Below are 18,679 nucleotides of genomic sequence, written 5' to 3'. Positions count from 1 at the left end.
CTTCTGCGCACGGGAGGGTCTGCATGCTGGATCTGACAGGAATCGCTGACAGCCCTGCTGCCACCGCACATCCTGTCTGGAGCCTCTGGTGCGCTGCTGCATGGAAGAAAGATTGGGTCCATGAACGTCAGATCTGAAATCGGCGTGGGATTGGGGCACCTCGCCCGCTGGGGTCTCCGCACGGTGTTCAGGCGCAACGCTTCGCAGCTGCCGGGACGCATTGCCTTGACCGTCGATCCCGATATCATCTCTCGCCTCGCCGAGAAGCTGCAGAAGGGCTCCATCGTCGTCTGCGGCACGAACGGCAAGACGACCACGAACAACATCATCGCCTCCGCTATCGAGGCGGGAGGACAGCGCGTGCTCTGCAACCGTGCTGGCGCGAACATGGCGCCAGGCGTCGTGGCTGCACTTCTGCCTGGATCGGGCGCCGACTGGGGCGTCATCGAGGCAGATGAGCTCAGCACCGTGAACATCGTGCCGGAGCTCAGGCCAAAGCTCATGGTCCTTCTGAACCTCTTCCGCGACCAGCTCGATCGCGAAGGGGAGATCGACCGTGTGCAGGATACGATCGTGCGTGCACTGGCATCGTCTCCCGAAACGACGCTGCTTGTCTGCGGCGATGACCCCATCAGCATGGGTGTGGCCCGCCGTGCAGCTGAGGCGGGCACGAAGGTGCTTTCCTTCGGCATTGCAGAAGACCTGCATATGCCGCCTGAGCGCGTCCCTGAGGGTGCCTTCTGCCAGGTATGCGGAACCGAGCTTGTCTACGACTACCGCGCCTATGCTCAGCTTGGTGCTTTCAGATGCCCGAAGTGCGGATTCGCACGTCCTACGCTTGACTACCAGGCAACGAATGTCCATGCAGGGCGTTCCGGTGTCGAGTTCGATGCTGCCTGCATCGCTACGGGCGACCAGGTGCATCTGCGTGCCAACTTCGGGGGCGTCTACATGGTCTACAACCTGCTTGCCGCCTTTGCAGCGGCGACCATGGCAGGGGTCGATCCGAAGACATTCCAGCGTGCGCTTGATTCCTACAGCCCTGCAAACGGGCGCCTCCAGCACTTCGATGTAGATGGCCGCGAGGTCGTGCTCAACCTTGCAAAGAATCCTGCAGGCTTCAACCAGAATATCCAGCTCCTGCTCGAGGACAAGCGTCCGAAGGCTACTTATATTGTCATCAACGACAACTACAACGACGGACGCGATATCTCCTGGATCTGGGATGTCGACTTCGAGCGTCTTGCTGGCGAGGGAAAGAGCCTTCTTGTCCTTGCAGGGGGACTCCGTGCAAACGACCTGCAGGTGCGCTTCAAGTATGCTGGCATCGATGCCCAGATAGCGAAGGATGTCTCAGCGGCGCTCGAGGCGGCCAAGGACATGCCGAAGGACCAGCCACTCTACGTGCTCACAAACTACAGTGCGCTCTGGCCGGCCAAGGCAGAGCTCGAAAGGATGGGGAAGAGGCATGAATAGCGCGGAGGCAACGTCCGCACCGAAGACCGATGCACCGACGCTCACGATAGCCCATCTCTATCCGGAGCTCCTGAATCTTTATGGAGACTCGGGCAATATCCTCGTGCTCAAGAAGCGCATGGAGTGGCGTGGCATCACGGCAGATGTCCAGGAGGTTCATGTCGGCGATACGCCGAGCTTCGCCGATGTCGATATTGCCTTCATCGGCGGCGGCTCCGACCGCGAGCAGAAGATCGTCTGCGATTTCCTGCTCCAGCAGAAGGACGAGCTCAAGGCCTATGTGGAAGACGGTGGCGTGCTTGGTGCTGTCTGCGGCGGCTACCAGCTTCTCGGCGAGTCCTATCTCATGGGCGAGGAGCGTGTGCCAGGACTCGAGCTTGTCGATCTCTATACCGACCGCGGCACGCCCCGCATCATCGGCAATATCGCAATCAGGAGCGACATCTGCGAACATCCGATAGTGGGCTACGAGAATCATGGTGGAAGAACGCACCTGGGGAGCGGCGTGAAGCCTCTGGGCGAGGTCCTCTATGGACAGGGAAATGACGGCATCACAGGCTTCGAAGGCTGTCTCTGGAAGAATGTGCTTGGCACCTATATCCATGGACCGCTCCTGCCGAAGAACCCCGGCGTGGCTGACTGGTTCATTTCTCGCGCTCTCGAGCGGAAGTACGGCAAGGGCGCCATTGCGATCGAGCCTCTTGACGATACAGAGGAGCTAGCTGCGAACAAGGTCATGTTCGACCGGATGATGGCAAGTAGGAAGCAGGAAGACTAGAGGTCTCCTGGCATAGCAGAACAAGAATGAGGGCGGTCTGACAGAAGCCAGACCGCCCTCATCTGCACGTGGCTCAAATCAGGGCCAATGGCATTTTCAGACAGATGCTAGGCAAGGGATGCAAGCGTGCGGTAGAGCCACTCGGCCTTGTCAGGCGTGACGGCAGAAGGATCCGCCTCTGCGGCGAAGGCGAGAACCTGCTTGAACGGCTCAGCGTCATCTCCGCTGACAGCTGCAGGCTCGTGAGCCGTGACGCCCCTGTGGTCGCTCACGTGCTCGACGAAGGCAAGGATGTTCGGCGTCGTCTGTGTGATGGCAGCATCGTCAGCTGCTGCATAGGTGTTGAGGGCATCGATGATGACCTGGGAAGGGGTGCCGCAGGGAACGAATCCGGGTGCTGCGTCCATTGCATCGGTGATGGTGGCGCCAAGCGCGACGAGGGCGCCGGCAAGCTGGTCCTGTGCTGTGCTCATGAGTGACCTTCTTCTCTCTGGTAGTGGTGCTGCTCACTCGATGATATGCTCTTGGGGAAGGAACTTTCCGAAAATCACAGGATATACGTTACTCGTTTGATAGCAAATATAATCTCTGGAGGAAATCCCGATGGCAGATGCTGAAAAGGTCAGAAGCATGCAGCTCAAGAAGGTCTGGGGCTGCCTTGTCGCGAAAGCCGTCCGCAAAGGCAGGACTGAGGATGAAGTGTATGCCGTAGCCCAGTGGCTTCTGGGCTACGCGAGGGAAGATATCGATCGTCTTGCAGAGGAAGGCTGCACCTACGGCGAATTCTTCGACAAGGCACCTGCCCTCAATCCAAGGAGGAACCTCGTTACCGGCAGGATCTGCGGCGTCAAGGTGGAAGATATCGAAGACCCCTTCATGCACGATGTGCGCGTGCTCGACAAGATGGTAGACGAGCTGGCCCACGGAAAGCCGGTTGCCAAAGTTCTCAGGGCAAGCTGAGGAGTCGTCATGTCGGAAGAAGAGCGCGATATCTACGATTTCAGCGTGCCGGTACCCGAGAGCTATGCGTGGGACAGATCTGGCCTTTCGTCTGCACGGATGGCTGGAGTGCTCGATATCGGCTCGCGCATCCTTTCCGTCTTGCTTGTCCTTGCTGCCCTGTGGTTCCTCCTCGCACATTCAGATGCCTTCTCTGGCCTGGGCGCGCTGCTTGCACTTCTGTGTGCAGCTGTAACTCTCGGCTGGGGCATCATGCTCTCTGCTGCATCTGCTCTGCGCCGTCATCTCTGGAAGCTTGCTCCTGCCTCCCGCCATGACTATGCACTCAAGCTCTACCACGGCGCTTCTGGCAAGAACCCGAAGAAAGCAGCAGAGCTTCTTCTGGGCATGGCTCGTGCCGATGTGGAAGACGGGAGGATCGGGCAGGCTGCTGCCGCGCTTTCGCATGTGGATGCTGCACTTCTTCAAGGGGACGAGCTCAAGCTCTGCTATCTTCTATCCTTTGCTGCAGCAGCTCCTGATGGTGGAAAGACAGCAGATGACGCCCTTGTGCGCTACCTTGCAGTGCCTGCACAGAAATTCGAAGGCTTCCCTGATGAAGGTGAAGCCAGGTTCTGGCTTGAGGATGGCGGCACCGAGGCGGCATCGGCAGCTGTCAAGTGCATCCGGAATTCCAAGCATATGCATCCTGTGGCAATCCTCGCCATCTCTCTCATGCTTTCCCACAGCCTTGCCTTCATCGGCATGCTCTACGGTCTGAACACAGAGGCTGGCTGGAAGCTCCGCTGCGGCTATGCATCGGCTGCTGGCTTCCTTGCCTCGCTTTCGATCGCTGTCCTCGGCATCCTTCTTGCCCGCGCTGCCGCAAAGGCACCGCTCTACGGCAGAAACGGCAAGCCATCGAAGGTGCTGAGGGCAGCTCTTGGCGCCTGTGCTGTCATAACCGCTCTGTGCCTTGCCTTCCAGGTGGCGATCGATGGGCCCTTCATGCATGACGGGAAAGAGCGGATGCTTGTAGAGGATGTGCCAGAGAGCTATACCGGCCAGACCTATGATTTCATTGCCGTCGACTGGCCTGGATACGATCCGGACGAGACAACGACTGACTACTGGCGGACGCGTGACCTCTTCTTCATGGAGATGTGGAGCGAGGCCAGTTACTACGACAGCGAGAGGCAGCAGGTGACCATGCCGGATGCCGATACGTCCCGTGATGATGCAGATGATGCCGATGCCTCTTCTGCCAGCGAGGATGCTTCCGGCGCGACTGCGGATATCGGCATGGCGGGCACGGGGTATGCCGGCATGGAACAGAGGATGCAGGTGCTCGCCTCCTATCTCGCAGAGAATGCAATCGTACCCAAGACGGGCGTCTTCGAGATGGATGCCGACGCAAAGGGCAACCCCTATGCAAGCCTCGGAACCGGCGCGGATATCGAGGGGGACAAGTCTGTCACCGTCGAGTACCGCATCCTCTCGAATGGGGAGACGTCCGATGAACAGGGAAATCTCGTCGAATCGTTCGTGGTCGAGAAATGGTATCCGGAAGATGCAGGCAGAGAAGTCGAGATCGTCGGCTTCTATCTCGTGAACGAGAGGACGAATGCAGTGACCGACGAAGAGACGACAAGCTGGTAGATAGAGCCTCCACGCATCCTGCTGCATGATATGGGGTCTTCATACCGCTTGGCTATGATGGAGGAAGACGTGGGAAAGGCGGCAGCATGGCACAGTCGAGGCTCATAATCATGCGGCACGGAGAGAGTGCCTGGACGGACCCCTCTGTCAACAGGTTTGCGGGCTGGGTCGATGTAGCGCTGACTGAGCGCGGACGTGCCCAGGCCAAGAAAGCTGGCGTCCTCATGAAGGAAGCCGGCATCGCACCCGATGCGGTCTTCACATCGCTTCTGAGCCGCTCCATCGTGAGCGCCGATATCGCGCTAGAAGAGCTCGGCCGTCTCTGGATACCGGTCCTTCGGAGCTGGAGGCTCAACGAGCGCCACTACGGAGCCTTCCAGGGCCAGACCCGTCCTGCCATGCGCGCGAAGTACGGAGACGAGCTCTTTGCAGCCTATCGCAGGAGCTTCGACGTGAGGCCTCCTGCGATAGACGAAGATTCCCCTTGGTTCCAGGGTTGCGATCCACGCTATGGAACAGCAGCAGAGGACGGGCTTGGCGGACCCAATCCGGCAACGATCAGGAGCGAATGCCTGAAGGATGTCATCGCCCGACTCGAGCCGTTCTGGAAGTCCTATGTGACGCCGCCTCTGCTCCTGGGACAGACGGTCCTTGTCGTGACCCATGGCTCGGTCGTCCGCTCTCTCATCAAGGTCATCGAGGGTCTCTCTGACGACGATATCCGCTCCGTCAACGTGCCGACCGGCCAGCCGCGCGTCTATGAGTTCGAGAGCGGCATCTTCGGCGAGCTCCATCTCAAGGGGCCTGGCCGCTATCTCGATCCAGATGCTGCAAAGAGAGGTGCAGAAGAAGCTTGCGCTCTTGGCTCTGCGCCTGCGGCAACGGAATAGCTGTCAGCGGTACTATGCCTGCATTTCTGGCTTCGGCTCGTAGTGGATGTGTTTCACGATAGCAAGAAGTTGATGCATGCAAGATGTACAAGCATGAGTACCTAATGAGCAGCCTGCGCAGGCATGAAAGAGCCCCGATTATGAGAGCGCCAGAATCGTATAGGAAAGAATGCAGCATACCGCAAAGATTGCAAGGGCTATTGCAAAGAAGACGTTAGCTGCATTGTGGCTACGGATTTTCCTGCCCTGAAGCCAGATGAACGCATGCGCCACAAGCGGGAAGGCAAGCCAGAGGTAGACCATCGCAGCAAGTGCTATGAACACATCGTTGAAGAGCCAGGCTTGGCCACCCACATTGAAGGGCAGATACGAGTTGTCCCAGTAAGGATAGTGCCCTGTCGCATCAGGCTGGTTCACAAGAAGTCCGATGCCAAGTTCCATGAGCATAGCAAGAAAGACGGCGCAGATGAACGAGACGGGGATGGCCTTCTTCCTCGAGCCAAGCTTTCTGACAAGCCAATCCTTTGCTGGCTCGAGCACCAATGTCATGCCCAGTGCTCCGAAGCCGTAGCACCAGTAGGGATGGAACCAGGGATCGATATAGAGCGCATAGTCTGAGTCGACGATTCCGAAGAGGCTGTTCGTCATCCAGCAGTAGGGGAATTCAAGCCAGTGTCCGATGAGGCAGCAGGCGCAGAATGAGGTGACAAGTGCCTGCCAGAACCAGCGTTTGCGTGGATGGAAGAAGCAAGCCGAGCCATCAGGCATGGAAAGAAGTCCCTGCAGCTTCGACACGTCGAACCTCCTGATTCCGCAATGCAGCATATACATCTTGTCTCCTTACCCATTACTTATAGACACAGTGCAGGCTCTGGCAAATGGGACAGATTCTGTATGTTTCGCTGAGGATTGGGCTGGAGGTACACCTGCAGCATATATACGCTGGATAACCACCTTTTCGGTGAATTGCAGAGAAATGCATTTACATGAATATCAGAGCCGTCTGTCGAAATTTCTGCGTACCCATCTACAAGGTGTACTCAAATAACTGTAAAGACACTGCAAACGCAGTGCAGACAGGGGAGTCATTGCTCGGGAGAAAGGTGTTGCGTCATGAGGAATCTGACACGCAGGAACTTCTTTGAAGCAGCGGCAGTGGGAGCGGCAGCGCTTTGCATGGCAGGATGCGGAGGGTCGGGATCTGGTTCCAGCTCTTCGCCGAGCACAAGCTCCGACAATCTCGACAGGATTGCCAGCCAGGACATGATCGATGCCGGCAAGAATGACGGCGAGCTCGTCGTCTACGGCTCCTGCGAGGAGGAATACCTTGCAGCTGTGACGTCCCACTTCGAGGAGCTCTTCGGCATCAAGACGAGCTACCAGCGTCTCTCCACGGGCGAAGTCGAGGCAAAGATCGAGGAAGAGAACGGCAATCCCTCCGCCGATGTCTGGTTTGGCGGAACGACAGATCCCTACAATGTGGCATCGGGCAAGGGCCTGCTCGAGGTCTACAAGGCCAACAACGCCAGCCATCTCATCGACGACAAGTTCAAGAGCACGAACGATGACTGGTATGGCATCTACAAGGGCATCCTTGGCTTCATGTACAACAAGGACGAGCTTGACCGTCTGAAGCTCGATCCTCCCCAGGACTATCCCGATCTCATCGATTCGAAGTATCAGGGACTCATCTGGTCGTCGAACTACAATACGTCCGGCACAGCAAAGCTCATCATCAACACGGTCATCCAGAAGTACGGCCACGATGATGGCATCCAGTACCTTGTAAACCTCGACAAGAATATCGCGCAGTACACGAAGTCGGGCTCCGGTCCTTCTAAGTCCATCGGCATCGGCGAGTGCACGATCGGCCTCGGCATGCTGCACGACGGCATCTACCAGATCGTCGACCAGGGCTACGACAACGTTGGCCTTGTCATCCCGAGCTCCGGCGCATCCTATGAGGTAGGCGCCACAGCCATCTTCAAGGGCTGCAAGCATGAGGATGCCGCAAAGCTCTGGGTCGAGTATGCGCTCTCTCCTGAGTGCGTGAACCTCGGCCAGGAGAACGGCTCTTACCAGTTCCTTGTCATCGACGACGCGACGCAGCCGGAGATCGCGACCGAGTATGGCCTCGATCCAGACAACGTCATGGATTACGACTTCGAGGATGCCAAGGAGCACACCGAGCAGTATGTCGCTGATGTCATGAATGCCCTCGGCGGCGGCGATGACCGCTTCAAGACCGAGTAGACGCAGCGTACAAAGCTGCTGTGGCGGCAATTCCTGAGAGGGGCCGGCGCAGAGGTTCGCCTCGAGGCGCCGGCCCCTTCCTGCAGAAGGGAGAGCCGCCTGCAGCATGACTGCATCGGCCTTTCTGTTTATCGTCCCTGAGGGAGACGTCTATGGCAAAAAATCAAGGCACCGCACTCGACCGCAAGAAGCTCATGGCCGACCCCATCATGGTGACGACTATCATCGTGCTCATTGCGTTCCTGACGCTCTTCATCCTCTATCCGCTTGCAATCCTTCTGGTCGATTCTGTTCTCACCGACCAGGGCATCTCGCTTTCCGTCTTCCAGCGCGTACTCGCTATGCCTTCCTTCGAGACGGCCATCACGAACACATTGAAGGTCGGATTCCTCGTCTCGATCGTCTCTTCGCTCGTCGGTCTGCTCTTTGCCTACGTTGAGGTCTACGTCGAGCTGAAGAGCAAGTTCATGGCAAGGATCTTCAATGTTGTATCGATCCTGCCTGTCGTCTCTCCGCCCTTCGTGCTCTCGCTCTCGATGATCTTGCTCTTCGGCAAGTCGGGCATCATCACGCGCGGGCTTCTGGGCATTCCGGACAACAACGTCTATGGCTACTGGGGCATCTTCGTCGTGCAGACGCTCACGTTCTTCCCGGTCTGCTACATGATGCTCAAGGGCCTGCTCAAGAACATCGACCCCTCCCTCGAGGAGGCTGCCCGTGACATGGGCGCCTCGCGGTGGAAGGTCTTCACAAGCGTCACGCTGCCGCTCATCCTTCCGGGCCTCGGCAATGCCTTCCTTGTCACCTTCATCGAATCCATCGCTGACTTCGCGAACCCCATGATCATCGGCGGATCGTATGACACGCTGGCAACGACCATCTACCTGCAGATCACGGGAGCCTACGATAAGCAGGGTGCTTCTGCCATGGCAGTCGTGCTCCTCTGCATCACGCTTGTCATGTTCATCGTGCAGAAGTATGTGCTCGAAGCGAAGAGTACCTCGACGCTCACTGGCAAGGCATCGCGCGGCCGCATGCTCATCACCGACAACTCGGTTCGCATCCCACTTTCCATCTTCTGCGGCATTGTCGCTGTCTTCGTCATGGTCATGTATGCCTGCGTCCCGCTCGGCGCGCTCTTCAAGACCTGGGGCCGCGACTACTCGCTGACGCTCAAGTGGTTCACGCTCGTGTTCACGCGCTACCATGGCCTCGAGGCGTTCAGGGATTCCTTCCTGCTGTCGCTCATTGCAAGCCCGATCACAGCCCTGCTCTCCATGATCATCTCCTATCTGGTCGTGAAGAGGGACTTCCATGGAAAGGGCTTCATCGAGTCTGTCTCCATGCTTGCCATGGCAGTTCCTGGCACCGTCCTCGGCGTCGGCTATATCCGCGGCTTCTCTGGCGGCATCTTCCATACCGGCGTCATGCAGTGGTTCTACGGCTCTGCTGCCATCCTGGTCATCGTCTTCATCGTGAGGTCGCTTCCGACCGGCACGCGTTCGGGCATCTCGGCCCTTCGCCAGATCGACAAGTCCATCGAGGAGTCGGCATACGACATGGGAGCGAACAGCTTCCAGGTATTCATGACGGTCACGCTGCCCCTTATCAAGGATTCGTTCCTGAGTGGCCTTGTGACGACGTTCGTGCGCTCCATCACGGCAATCAGCGCCGTCATCCTGCTCGTGACGCCGCAGTTCTTCCTCATCACGGTGCAGATCAACGAGTTCGCCGGCAAGGGCGAGTACGGCACAGCCTGCGCCTTCTCCACCATCCTCATCCTTATCACCTATGGCGCGGTCCTCTTGATGAATGCCTTCATCAAGCGCTTCGGCACCAGCGCCAAGACTTCCAAGGAGGCCTGATCCATGGGAAAGCAGAAGAAGGGCGTGCGTCTCGAGCACCTCTCCAAGATCTACAAGGACCCGAAGACCGGCAAGGATTTCTATGCCGTACATGATGCGAACATCACGATAGAGCCGGGAGAGTTCGTGACCCTGCTTGGACCGTCTGGCTGCGGCAAGACGACCATCCTGCGCATGATTGCAGGCTTCGAGAGCCCTGATGAGGGACAGGTCTATCTGGGAGACGAAGCCATCAACGAGCTCACGCCAAACAAGCGCGATACTGCCATGGTCTTCCAGAGCTATGCCCTCCTGCCTCACTACAACATCTTCGACAACGTCGCCTATGGATTGAAGCTCCGCAAGTTCGACAAGGAGACCATAAGGCAGAAGGTCACGAACATCTTGAAGCTCGTCGGCCTCGAGGGCATGGAAGACCGCATGACGAACCAGCTCTCGGGCGGCCAGCAGCAGCGTGTCGCCCTTGCCCGTGCCCTTGTCATCGAGCCGGGCGTGCTTCTCTTCGATGAGCCGCTCTCGAATCTCGATGCAAAGCTCCGTGTCGATATGCGTACCGAGATCCGCCGCATCCAGCAGGAGGCCGGCATCACGGCCATATATGTCACGCATGACCAGAGCGAAGCCATGGCAATAAGCGACCGCATCATCGTAATGAAGAAGGGCCTGGTCGACCAGATTGCAGACCCCAAGACTATCTACTACCGTCCGAAGGACGAGTTCGTGGCAGACTTCATCGGCGAGGCGAACTTCCTGCGTGGCACGCTCGTATCCAAGACAGGCGATACCGGCATTGCAAAGATCGAGAATAGCGAGATTCCTGTTGACGGCGTCGAGGATATGGCGCCGGGATCGAACATCACGCTCGTCCTGCGTCCCGAAGCGGCTCACATCGCCGACGAAGGACAGCTTCCCTGCAAGGTCGTGCTGTCCCGCTTCATGGGCAACTACCAGAACTACCATGTCGAATGCGGCAGCCACCTGATCAAGGTGACGGAATTCAATCCCAAGAACAAGCATGAGTACCATGTGGGGGATAGCGCTTTCGTCCAGTTCACTAAAGACGACCTGCATGCGCTGGCGGGAGAGCCCAAGGACTGAACCTGAAGACCCTCTTTCGCACACGCTCGGCAGGCAGCTGTGCAACGGGCTGCAGAATCCCCCGGTCCCAGGTGGCCGGGGGATTCTGCTGTATATGCCTGTCCTTAGGGCTGCGTATGAGCATCTCCGGGCAAAGCGGCAGAAGCATCGGCTCTGCTTCTTGGATCCAGCGGGAACATGTAGACCTGCAGCAAGCATCTTGGGGCCGTCTTCCCGGATGCGTTTCCGCTTCCCTTCTCCTTTGTTACAGATGCCCCTTCGCTCGTTCTCTGGTACCTCGATTTTGATACAACAGACTCATCGAAGCGGAACTCCTGTTCATGCGCATGCCGCTGGAATGTCTCTGCAGGGACCTGCCATGAAAGCCTGCATGCAGGCTTTCCGCAGATGCTGCTGCCTTCAAGAGAGGATGCCTGATATGAGCCATAGCAAGACACTGGGGCTTTCTGACATTATCGGTCCCATCATGGTCGGTCCCTCTTCATCCCACACGGCAGGAGCGCTACGCATCGCGCTCATGGCACATGAACTGATGGGGCGGCCTCCGAAGGAGATGCGCTTCACCCTCTATGGCTCGTTTGCCCATACCTATCGCGGCCACGGGACCGACCGTGCTCTCGTTGCAGGCCTTCTGGGCTTCAGGCCGGATGACCTGCGCATCCGCGATTCGTTCGAGATTGCACGGGCACAGGGCATCTCGTTCGATTTCCATGTCGACTCCAAGGCGAAGCCCCGCCATCCCAATACGGTCGATGTCTGGGTACGTGATGCTGCGGGCGAAGTGCTGAGCGTACGCGGCGAATCGATAGGCGGCGGTGCAGCTCGGCTGACCAGGGTCGATGGGATAAAGGTCGAGATAACGGGGGAATATAGCGCCGCTATCATCTACCAACAGGATATGCCGGGCGTTCTCGGATTTGTGGCATCAACATTGGGAAATGCCGGCATCAATATCGGCAACTCGACGATCCTGCGGGAACGCAAGGGCGGCCTTGCCTACAACGTGCTCGAAGTGGACAGCGCGATTCCCGACGAGGTACAGCAGGTGCTGCTGAAAGATCCGAGAGTGCTGCGCATCCGGTTCATCCCGGCGTTCTCGCTCCCAGAAGGAGCGGGTGCCGCTACGCCGCGCTATACGCCTGAGGAGGCACAGGAGCTCTTCCCGAAGCTCGACTATCAGGATGGCACCTCGATTCTGGCGCATGCCTACACCTGCAACATCAGCCTTGGACGTGCATTCCTCGACCGCGAAGAGCTGCTTCTTGCCATGCAGGGCAAGGATATGTCTGGCACCTACGCCTATCTCGACCGTGTACTCCAAGTGATGAGGGAGTCTGTCAAAGCGCCGCTGGAGCATGGCATGCACACGATGGGCGGACTCATCGGCGGCGAAGCCCATGCCCTGATGCAGCTGTGTGCTGGCGACGAAGAATCTCATCCCTCGGACAAGCTGCATCAGGTATTCAGCGGCATCTTTCCGAAAGCCGCAGCTTATGCCATGGCTGTGCTCGAGACGAATGCCTCGATGGGCCGCATCGTGGCGGCGCCTACCGCGGGTTCGGCAGGCGTCCTTCCCGGCGTGATTGCCGCTCTCAACGAAGCTGGAGATTTCAGCCAGGAAGAGCTCCGGGATGCCCTGGCCAATGCTGCCGCTATCGGCTATATCGTGACAAGGAATGCGACGGTTGCCGGTGCAGAAGGCGGCTGCCAGGCAGAGATCGGTACCGCCTCCGCCATGGCAGCAAGCGCAGCGACGCAGCTTCTCGGAGGCTCTCCCCAGCAGTGTCTGGCTGCAGCCGCCATCGCGCTCACGAATCTGCTTGGCCTTGTCTGCGATCCGGTCGCAGGACTTGTCGAGGAGCCCTGCCAAAAGCGCAATGCTTCGGCTGCTGCCAATGCGCTCGTCTCGTGCGAGCTTGCACTTGCCGGCATCCATTCGACCGCCTTCTTCGATGAGACGGTGGATGCGCTGAAGCGTGTCGGACACTCGCTGCCATTCGAGCTCAGGGAGACCGCCCTGGGCGGCATTGCTACCTGTGAAAGCTGCCTCGAATCGTGCCGGAAGGCTCCGCACGGAAGCTAGCTGTCCGCTACGCCCAGAGGGGTCGCCCTTCGAACGACGGAACAGTGCCTTCCAGTACACAGCATCGTATGGGCAGCCAAGTTGCATGACAGCATGGAGCAGGGATGCAGGCAGATCCGCGAATTGATGCCACAAGGCATCTGATCGAAGAGTACCGTGCTGACGGAGCGGCAGCAACGATGGCTGCCGCCGCCCATCTTCATGAGCTGCCGCGAGCGGGCTGCCTGTCCCTTCCGCCTTAAGTTCCGCGCCGCTTGCGTGCAGCGAGCTCGCATGCCTCATGCAGCCAGGCAAAAAGCTCGCTGTCAAGCTCTGCTGCATCGCATATGACCAGATGGTGTATCCACCTGCCGGGATACGCCTCTGACTTGGCGTCTATGCGCGCCGATGCGAGCGGATGGTCCAATACGGACGTCAGCGTGATGGAGCGCTGGGGTATCCGAGCCTTTCGGCGGACTGCAAGAAACGACACGCAGGTGAATGCATGCCTGTTCGAGAGCGTAATCTGCGTCTTCTGGACACGGATGCTGAATTCTGGAAGAGCATCTTCTGCCTGCTGCATGAATGCCGCATAAAGCGGCAGGGCTTCTTCATGTCCAGAGAAGAACGATGCTTCTTCGGGATTGAGAGCCAGCCTGCTCCATCACTTCAGCGGCTGGGTGTATTCCTCGTCGATCTTTGCTACCTTGTCGCGGCGGCGGACATACTTTGCAGCTGTCAGCGGATCAGTCTCCATCCATGTCTTCGCTATTGCCATTGCCAGCACAGGGCCTATGATCTTTCCACCCAGGCACAATACATTCGCGTCGTTATGCTGCCGTGCTAGCTCGGCACAGACAGGATCCTGGCAGACACAGGCAAAGATGCCGCGCACCTTGTTCGCGATCATTGCAGAGCCATAGCCGACGCCGTCTACGAAGATGCCGCGGTCGCACTCGCCTTTGGCAACGCTCAGAGCTGCAGGAAGCACAAAGTCGGAAAGGTCGCATGATTCATGGTCATAGGTGCCAAAGTCCACGACCTCATGTCCTTCCGATTCAAGCCACTCCTTGATCTGGTTCTTGAGGTCCGTTCCTGCATGATCGTTTGCCATTGCAATCTTCATGGATGCTCCCTCCGCCGAATGACGAGACCAGGCGATTGAATCGCTTTGATGCCACAAGTTTAGATGTGCCAGCATCTGTATGTGCTTCTCATGGGTGGATTCTCGACCGATGGAGATCTGGTGCATGTCAGAAGGCGAGACCGATGACACGGAACAGACTTACGGAAGCTCTGCTATGCAATCAATTTATGACAGGATAGTCATTATAAGCATTACACATGTGCAGCCATCTGCAAGAGACTTGTACCAGAACAAGACTCTGAAGAATGGATATCAATGGATGTGCCCACATTTACGAACGCCGACCTCAGGAAGCTCATCATCCCGCTCTTTCTGGAGCAGCTCCTTCTTGCTTTTGTTGGCATTGCCGATGTCTTCGTCGTCGGATTCGTCGGCGAGTCTGCCGTCTCAGGCGTCTCGCTCGTCAACTCCTTCAATACGATATTCCTGAACCTTTTCGTCGCACTTGCTACCGGTGGTGCTGTTGTTATCAGCCAGTACATCGGACGCAAGGACAGGGAGCAGGCAGCAGCTTCTGCCTCCCAGCTCCTCACAGCATCCGTGCTCATGTCTGTCGTGGTCGCTATCCTCGTCCTCATCTTCAACAGGCCTCTGATGGGGCTCATGTTCGGAAAGGTCGAGGATTCTGTCATGGATGCCTGTGTGACCAAAAGCGCGGCGCAAGCCCCTTCCTTCAGGCATGGGGTCAAGCCGCGCATCGCCGTCAGGCGATAGCTATCTGCAAGCGGTATAATGCCCGCATGAAATACAAGAGCAACAACAACGTCGTCTACAGCTGCAAGTACCACGTGGTCTTCTGCCCGAAGTACCGCAGGCCGGTGCTGGTGGACGGCCTGGACGAGCGCTTCAAGCAGATAGCCCAGCAGGTGGCAGATGGCCTCCATTTCGAGATCATCGAGATGGAGGTCATGCCCGACCATGTCCATATGCTCCTGGAGGTGGATCCCCAGCTGGGCATCCACAAGGCCGTGAAGAGGATCAAGGGAAGGACCAGCCACGACCTGCGCGAGGAGTTCCCTTGGCTGATGAAGAGGCTGCCCACTCTTTGGACCAACTCCTACCTCGTCTCGACCGTGGGCGGGGCGCCCTTGGCAATCGTGAAGCAGTACATCGAGAACCAGAAGGGCGTGTGAGCCCATGGGCGTCTCAATGGCCTACGAGATCCGCATCTACCCCAACGCCGCCCAGCGCGAGCTTGCCGAGCGCACGTTCGGCTGTTGCAGGTGGGTCTACAACAGGTGTCTCGAGACCAGGAAGGCCGAATACGAGAAGACCGGGAAATCGCCGTCTGTCTACCAGCTCCAGAAGCTCGTCACGGCCTGGAAAAGGACGGATGCCCCCTGGCTTGCCGAGGTGGACTCCCACACACGCGCTCCAGCAGGCGGCCGTGAACCTGGGGAGGGCCTTCGATGGGTTCTTCCGCCGCTGCAGGGCGGGCGGAAAGCCCGGATACCCGCGCTTCAAGTCGAAGCGGGACACGAGGCAGAGCTACAGGACCAACTGGGGCATCTCCGTGCCCGACGCCCGCCACATAAAGCTGCCCAAGCTGGGCCTGGTCAAAGCGCGGATCTCGCGCCCGGTCAAGGGAAGGATCGTATCTGCGACCATCAAGCGCGTGCCTTCCGGCAAATACTTCTGCGTGCTCGGGGTTGAAGACGCGCCTGTTGAAGAATGGCCTGAAGCCAGGACGCCCGTGATGGGCGTGGATGCGGGCGTGAAGGATCTCGCGACGCGCTCAGATGGCATCAAGATTGCAAACCCCAAGGCGCTTGCCAAAGGCGAGAGGAAGCTCGCCCGGGAGCAGAGGCGCCTGTCCCGCAAGCAGAAGGGGTCCAAGAGAAGGGAGAAGCAGAAGAGGAAGGTGGCCCGCATCCATGAGCGGATAGCAAACCAGAGGAAGGACGCCATCCACAAGGCCACGACCGAGGCGGTGCGCGAGAGCCAAGCCATCGCCGTCGAGGACCTGAACGTCAGAGGGATGGAGAAGAACCGCCGTCTGGCCAAGTCCGTCGCGGACGCCTCCATGTCCGAGATGGCCCGCCAGCTGGAATACAAGTGCGCCTGGCACGGGCGGCGTTTCGTGAAGGTGAGCCGCTGGCATCCATCCTCGAAGATGTGCTCGTGCTGCGGGCATGTCCTAGAGGAGCTGCCGCTCTCCGTCCGTGCGTGGACGTGCCCCGTCTGCGGGGCGAGCCACGACCGCGACCTCAACGCGGCGGTCAACATCGCGCGGGAAGGAGCGCGGCTTCTGAATGAAGCAGACGGTACCGCAGGGCTTGCGGGAACCGGGGACGCGAAAGCGTCCCGAACGCTCGTGGAGCAGGCGTAAGACCAGCTTCCGCCGCAAGGCGGAGGAAGGCTATCTGCGTCGAAGCGAGAATCCCCCGGCTTCAGCCGTGGGGAGTGTCAACTACCTGTGCATCTCAGCCTATTCCTATCCGATGCTTGCCATCTACAATGCAGGGGCTGCACTCTATCGCAGCTTCGGCAAGGCGAGCACGACGATGTATATCTCGATCGTTTCCAACATCGTGAATGTCGTCGGCAACTGCATCGGTGTCTTCCTGCTGCATGCCGGTGTCGAAGGTGTCGCCTGGCCCTCGCTCATCTCCCGTACGCTCTCTGCTGTCCTCATCACCGTGTTCTGCTTCTCCGAGAATAATCCGGTGCAGTATGTGCGCTCCTGGATCTTCAGGATCGATGGGGAACTCCAGAAGAAGATCCTGCGCATTGCCGTTCCGAATGGCATCGAGAGCGGCCTCTTCCAGCTCGTGAAGGTTGCACTTTCGAGCATCGCCGCGCTCTTCGGAACCTATCAGATTGCCGCAAACGGAGTGGCGCAGAGCATCTGGACCATGGCAGCACTTGTCTCGGTCTCGATGGGACCGGCATACATCACGGTCATCGGACAGTGCATGGGAGCGCGCGACATCGAACAGGCAGAGTTCTACTTCAGGAAGCTCACGAAGATCACGCTTGCCTTCTCGATTGGCTGGAACATCCTGATCTTTGCTGTCACGCCGCCGCTTGTGGGGCTCTATGCCCTGAGCGAGGAGACGAAGCGGCTTACGATCCAGCTTGTCCTCATCCACAATGTCTTCAATGCGCTTGCCTTCACGTTCGCAGACCCTCTGGGCAAGGGACTCCGTGCGACGGGAGATGTATTCTTCACGACAGCCGTCTCGCTCTTCACGACCATCGTCGTGCGCCTTCTGTTCTCGATCATTCTCGGCATCTGCTTCAACATGGGCGTCATAGGCATTGCCCTTGCTATGGGCATCGACTGGACCGTGCGCGGAATCATCTTCTGGGTGCGCTTCAGGCGCAGTGCCTGGAAGAAGTGCCACGTGATCTAGAAAAGCAATTCATCGTATAGATAGGAGGATGCAGCTTAGCAGAGAGCTGCATCCTCTCTTTTCCTAATCCTCTTCGTTGCGCGCAAAGAACGACGCGGCGTTCTGGAAGAACATGGCCTCTGCGATGTCCTCTCCGAAGCGTCTGGCAACCAGAGCATGGAAGGCTGGCATGTCCTGTGCACCTGAGAGCCAGGACGGCGTCGTGGATCCGTCGAAGTCGCTGCCCAGAGCGATGATGTGCTCGCCTCCGAGCTCGAGGAAGTGATCGATGTGATAGCTTAGCTCATCGAAGGTGACATCAGGCTGGCCTGAGTCTTTGCCGCTTCCCTGGTTGAAGCGATCGGCGATGAAGGAGCGGCAGTAGTTGATGCCGACAAGGCCACCGCGGTCCCTGATAGCCTCGAACTCGTAGTCCGTGAGGTTGCGTGGATGAGCACAGACAGAGCGGCTGTTTGAATGCGTCGCCACGAAAGGACGGGTGGCATGGGACAGGACATCACTGAAGCCGGCATCGTTCAGGTGCGAGACATCTGCCACGATATGGAGCTCCTCCATGCGCTTCAAGGCCTTGATGCCGAAGGAGGAGAGGCCTTCTCGCGCGTCATTGCCGGAGCCGATGCAGTTCTGCCCGTTCCAGGTCAGGGTGATCATCTTGACGCCGTCAGAGCGCATCTCATCCAGGATGGAGAGGCCATTCTCGAGAGGAGAGGCATTCTCGACCGTGAGCATTGCGGCAACACGTCCATCCGAGAAGGCGTCCTCCACCTTCCTGCCATCCAATACCTGGCAGACCTCTGGTCTGTGCTCCTCGAGCTGTTCCCTGAAATAGGATGCGACCTTTCGGTAGAACTCATGCGGCTTGAGTCCCGTCTTTGAGAGGTCATCTGGCACCCAGACCGCAAAGCACTGGCACCAGCTTCCTGCCTGCGCCATACGCTCGAGCGAAAGCTGCAGGCTGTTATGCGCGAGGTCGTCTCCCTCCCGTACATTCGAGGCAGAGCGTGAAAAGGGCTCCACGTCGTACATGGAAAGACTGTCCAACGTATCGCAATGAAGATCGAAGATGCGGATGCTAGCTGCTGCCATATTCTTCTCCTGGCTCGCTGTGCGTCATATCTGATGCTTTGATTCTATGCCAGCATCAGAGGAGGTGCCG

At 58.3% G+C, this 18,679-nt stretch carries 18 protein-coding genes and 1 pseudogene; 14 read left to right on the top strand and 5 right to left on the bottom strand.

What is annotated here, in order from left to right; genetic code table 11:
* The first annotated feature begins 120 nt into the window (after nt 1-120).
* Together ABVS03_RS05295 and ABVS03_RS05290 are read left to right on the top strand one after the other, a co-directional pair.
* On the top strand, nt 121-1,476 hold the full coding sequence (locus ABVS03_RS05295) for a MurT ligase domain-containing protein (RefSeq protein ID WP_368018314.1): 1,356 nt from the start codon (nt 121-123) through the stop codon (nt 1,474-1,476).
* Nucleotides 1,469-2,254 (top strand): type 1 glutamine amidotransferase, encoded by a 786-nt coding sequence (locus ABVS03_RS05290; RefSeq protein WP_368018313.1) that lies wholly within the window; start codon nt 1,469-1,471, stop codon nt 2,252-2,254. The genes ABVS03_RS05295 and ABVS03_RS05290 overlap by 8 nt, the downstream gene beginning before the upstream one ends.
* Before the next feature lie 107 nt (nt 2,255-2,361).
* Here the strand turns inward: ABVS03_RS05290 and ABVS03_RS05285 are convergent, their stop codons facing one another.
* The gene (locus tag ABVS03_RS05285) at nt 2,362-2,727 is read right to left on the bottom strand and encodes a hypothetical protein (RefSeq protein WP_368018312.1); all 366 of its coding nucleotides are present in this window, start codon (nt 2,725-2,727) and stop codon (nt 2,362-2,364) included.
* A 130-nt stretch (nt 2,728-2,857) separates the two neighbouring features.
* On the opposite strand from ABVS03_RS05285, the gene ABVS03_RS05280 reads away from it, so the two are divergent.
* The 3 genes from ABVS03_RS05280 to ABVS03_RS05270 all read left to right on the top strand — a co-directional run bounded on the left by ABVS03_RS05280 (nt 2,858) and on the right by ABVS03_RS05270 (nt 5,742).
* Nucleotides 2,858-3,214 carry a DUF2200 family protein gene (locus tag ABVS03_RS05280; protein WP_368018311.1) on the top strand — a complete coding sequence of 119 codons (357 nt, stop codon included), beginning with the start codon at nt 2,858-2,860 and terminating at the stop codon, nt 3,212-3,214.
* A 9-nt stretch (nt 3,215-3,223) separates the two neighbouring features.
* Entirely contained in the window at nt 3,224-4,852 is a 1,629-nt protein-coding gene (locus ABVS03_RS05275) for a hypothetical protein (protein WP_368018310.1), read from the top strand.
* A gap of 86 nt (nt 4,853-4,938) precedes the next feature.
* A complete protein-coding gene (locus ABVS03_RS05270; protein ID WP_368018309.1) occupies nt 4,939-5,742 on the top strand; it encodes a 2,3-diphosphoglycerate-dependent phosphoglycerate mutase in 804 nt (267 codons plus the stop codon).
* A gap of 138 nt (nt 5,743-5,880) precedes the next feature.
* Here ABVS03_RS05270 and ABVS03_RS05265 read toward each other — a convergent pair whose 3' ends face one another.
* A complete protein-coding gene (locus ABVS03_RS05265; RefSeq protein WP_368018308.1) occupies nt 5,881-6,537 on the bottom strand; it encodes a hypothetical protein in 657 nt (218 codons plus the stop codon).
* Between the two features lie 318 nt (nt 6,538-6,855).
* Here ABVS03_RS05265 and ABVS03_RS05260 point away from each other — a divergent pair, with 318 nt between their 5' ends.
* The 4 genes from ABVS03_RS05260 (at nt 6,856) to sdaAA (ending at nt 13,041) form a co-directional block, all read left to right on the top strand.
* On the top strand, nt 6,856-7,995 hold the full coding sequence (locus ABVS03_RS05260; RefSeq protein WP_368018307.1) for an ABC transporter substrate-binding protein: 1,140 nt from the start codon (nt 6,856-6,858) through the stop codon (nt 7,993-7,995).
* A 152-nt stretch (nt 7,996-8,147) separates the two neighbouring features.
* Nucleotides 8,148-9,860 (top strand): ABC transporter permease, encoded by a 1,713-nt coding sequence (locus ABVS03_RS05255; protein WP_368018306.1) that lies wholly within the window; start codon nt 8,148-8,150, stop codon nt 9,858-9,860.
* Between the two features lie 3 nt (nt 9,861-9,863).
* The gene (locus tag ABVS03_RS05250) at nt 9,864-10,958 is read left to right on the top strand and encodes an ABC transporter ATP-binding protein (protein WP_330970997.1); all 1,095 of its coding nucleotides are present in this window, start codon (nt 9,864-9,866) and stop codon (nt 10,956-10,958) included.
* Between the two features lie 418 nt (nt 10,959-11,376).
* Nucleotides 11,377-13,041: an L-serine ammonia-lyase, iron-sulfur-dependent, subunit alpha gene (sdaAA, locus tag ABVS03_RS05245; protein WP_368018305.1), complete on the top strand. Its 1,665-nt coding sequence runs from the start codon at nt 11,377-11,379 to the stop codon at nt 13,039-13,041.
* A gap of 238 nt (nt 13,042-13,279) precedes the next feature.
* On the opposite strand, the gene ABVS03_RS05240 is transcribed toward sdaAA, so the two are convergent.
* Together ABVS03_RS05240 and ABVS03_RS05235 are read right to left on the bottom strand one after the other, a co-directional pair.
* On the bottom strand, nt 13,280-13,675 hold the full coding sequence (locus ABVS03_RS05240) for a DUF5655 domain-containing protein (RefSeq protein ID WP_368018328.1): 396 nt from the start codon (nt 13,673-13,675) through the stop codon (nt 13,280-13,282).
* Between the two features lie 9 nt (nt 13,676-13,684).
* On the bottom strand, nt 13,685-14,146 hold the full coding sequence (locus ABVS03_RS05235) for an RpiB/LacA/LacB family sugar-phosphate isomerase (protein WP_368018304.1): 462 nt from the start codon (nt 14,144-14,146) through the stop codon (nt 13,685-13,687).
* Between the two features lie 276 nt (nt 14,147-14,422).
* On the opposite strand from ABVS03_RS05235, the gene ABVS03_RS05230 reads away from it, so the two are divergent.
* The 5 genes and pseudogenes from ABVS03_RS05230 to ABVS03_RS05210 all read left to right on the top strand — a co-directional run bounded on the left by ABVS03_RS05230 (nt 14,423) and on the right by ABVS03_RS05210 (nt 17,523).
* Nucleotides 14,423-14,881 carry an MATE family efflux transporter gene (locus ABVS03_RS05230; RefSeq protein ID WP_368018303.1) on the top strand — a complete coding sequence of 153 codons (459 nt, stop codon included), beginning with the start codon at nt 14,423-14,425 and terminating at the stop codon, nt 14,879-14,881.
* Nucleotides 14,882-14,907: 26 nt separating this feature from the next.
* Nucleotides 14,908-15,300 carry an IS200/IS605 family transposase gene (gene tnpA, locus ABVS03_RS05225; protein WP_368018302.1) on the top strand — a complete coding sequence of 131 codons (393 nt, stop codon included), beginning with the start codon at nt 14,908-14,910 and terminating at the stop codon, nt 15,298-15,300.
* 4 nt (nt 15,301-15,304) lie between these two features.
* Nucleotides 15,305-15,436, top strand: a pseudogene (locus tag ABVS03_RS05220) (helix-turn-helix domain-containing protein); the annotation flags it as partial.
* A gap of 64 nt (nt 15,437-15,500) precedes the next feature.
* The gene (locus tag ABVS03_RS05215; RefSeq protein ID WP_368018301.1) at nt 15,501-16,496 is read left to right on the top strand and encodes an RNA-guided endonuclease TnpB family protein; all 996 of its coding nucleotides are present in this window, start codon (nt 15,501-15,503) and stop codon (nt 16,494-16,496) included.
* Nucleotides 16,420-17,523, top strand: a complete 1,104-nt coding sequence (locus ABVS03_RS05210) for an MATE family efflux transporter (RefSeq protein WP_330971003.1) — start codon at nt 16,420-16,422, stop codon at nt 17,521-17,523. The genes ABVS03_RS05215 and ABVS03_RS05210 overlap by 77 nt, the downstream gene beginning before the upstream one ends.
* A 63-nt stretch (nt 17,524-17,586) precedes the next feature.
* Here the strand turns inward: ABVS03_RS05210 and ABVS03_RS05205 are convergent, their stop codons facing one another.
* The gene (locus ABVS03_RS05205; RefSeq protein WP_368018300.1) at nt 17,587-18,609 is read right to left on the bottom strand and encodes a dipeptidase; all 1,023 of its coding nucleotides are present in this window, start codon (nt 18,607-18,609) and stop codon (nt 17,587-17,589) included.
* Between the last annotated feature and the right edge of the window lie 70 nt (nt 18,610-18,679).

Origin of the sequence: Olsenella sp. AGMB03486, from assembly GCF_040884255.1 — a bacterium.
GTDB classification, from domain to species: Bacteria; Actinomycetota; Coriobacteriia; order Coriobacteriales; family Atopobiaceae; genus Olsenella_L; species Olsenella_L kribbiana.
This window is presented reverse-complemented; position numbering and strand designations above follow the sequence as displayed.

Excerpts from the sequence above, each read along its gene's own strand:
- ABVS03_RS05295 (WP_368018314.1), top strand. The coding sequence starts at position 121 with ATGAACGTCAGATCTGAAATCGGCGTGGGATTGGGGCACCTCGCCCGC.
- ABVS03_RS05290 (WP_368018313.1), top strand. The coding sequence starts at position 1,469 with ATGAATAGCGCGGAGGCAACGTCCGCACCGAAGACCGATGCACCGACG.
- ABVS03_RS05285 (WP_368018312.1), bottom strand. The coding sequence starts at position 2,727 with ATGAGCACAGCACAGGACCAGCTTGCCGGCGCCCTCGTCGCGCTTGGC.
- ABVS03_RS05280 (WP_368018311.1), top strand. The coding sequence starts at position 2,858 with ATGGCAGATGCTGAAAAGGTCAGAAGCATGCAGCTCAAGAAGGTCTGG.
- ABVS03_RS05275 (WP_368018310.1), top strand. The coding sequence starts at position 3,224 with ATGTCGGAAGAAGAGCGCGATATCTACGATTTCAGCGTGCCGGTACCC.
- ABVS03_RS05270 (WP_368018309.1), top strand. The coding sequence starts at position 4,939 with ATGGCACAGTCGAGGCTCATAATCATGCGGCACGGAGAGAGTGCCTGG.
- ABVS03_RS05260 (WP_368018307.1), top strand. The coding sequence starts at position 6,856 with ATGAGGAATCTGACACGCAGGAACTTCTTTGAAGCAGCGGCAGTGGGA.
- ABVS03_RS05255 (WP_368018306.1), top strand. The coding sequence starts at position 8,148 with ATGGCAAAAAATCAAGGCACCGCACTCGACCGCAAGAAGCTCATGGCC.
- ABVS03_RS05250 (WP_330970997.1), top strand. The coding sequence starts at position 9,864 with ATGGGAAAGCAGAAGAAGGGCGTGCGTCTCGAGCACCTCTCCAAGATC.
- sdaAA (WP_368018305.1), top strand. The coding sequence starts at position 11,377 with ATGAGCCATAGCAAGACACTGGGGCTTTCTGACATTATCGGTCCCATC.
- ABVS03_RS05235 (WP_368018304.1), bottom strand. The coding sequence starts at position 14,146 with ATGAAGATTGCAATGGCAAACGATCATGCAGGAACGGACCTCAAGAAC.
- ABVS03_RS05230 (WP_368018303.1), top strand. The coding sequence starts at position 14,423 with ATGGATGTGCCCACATTTACGAACGCCGACCTCAGGAAGCTCATCATC.
- tnpA (WP_368018302.1), top strand. The coding sequence starts at position 14,908 with ATGAAATACAAGAGCAACAACAACGTCGTCTACAGCTGCAAGTACCAC.
- ABVS03_RS05215 (WP_368018301.1), top strand. The coding sequence starts at position 15,501 with ATGCCCCCTGGCTTGCCGAGGTGGACTCCCACACACGCGCTCCAGCAG.
- ABVS03_RS05210 (WP_330971003.1), top strand. The coding sequence starts at position 16,420 with ATGAAGCAGACGGTACCGCAGGGCTTGCGGGAACCGGGGACGCGAAAG.
- ABVS03_RS05205 (WP_368018300.1), bottom strand. The coding sequence starts at position 18,609 with ATGGCAGCAGCTAGCATCCGCATCTTCGATCTTCATTGCGATACGTTG.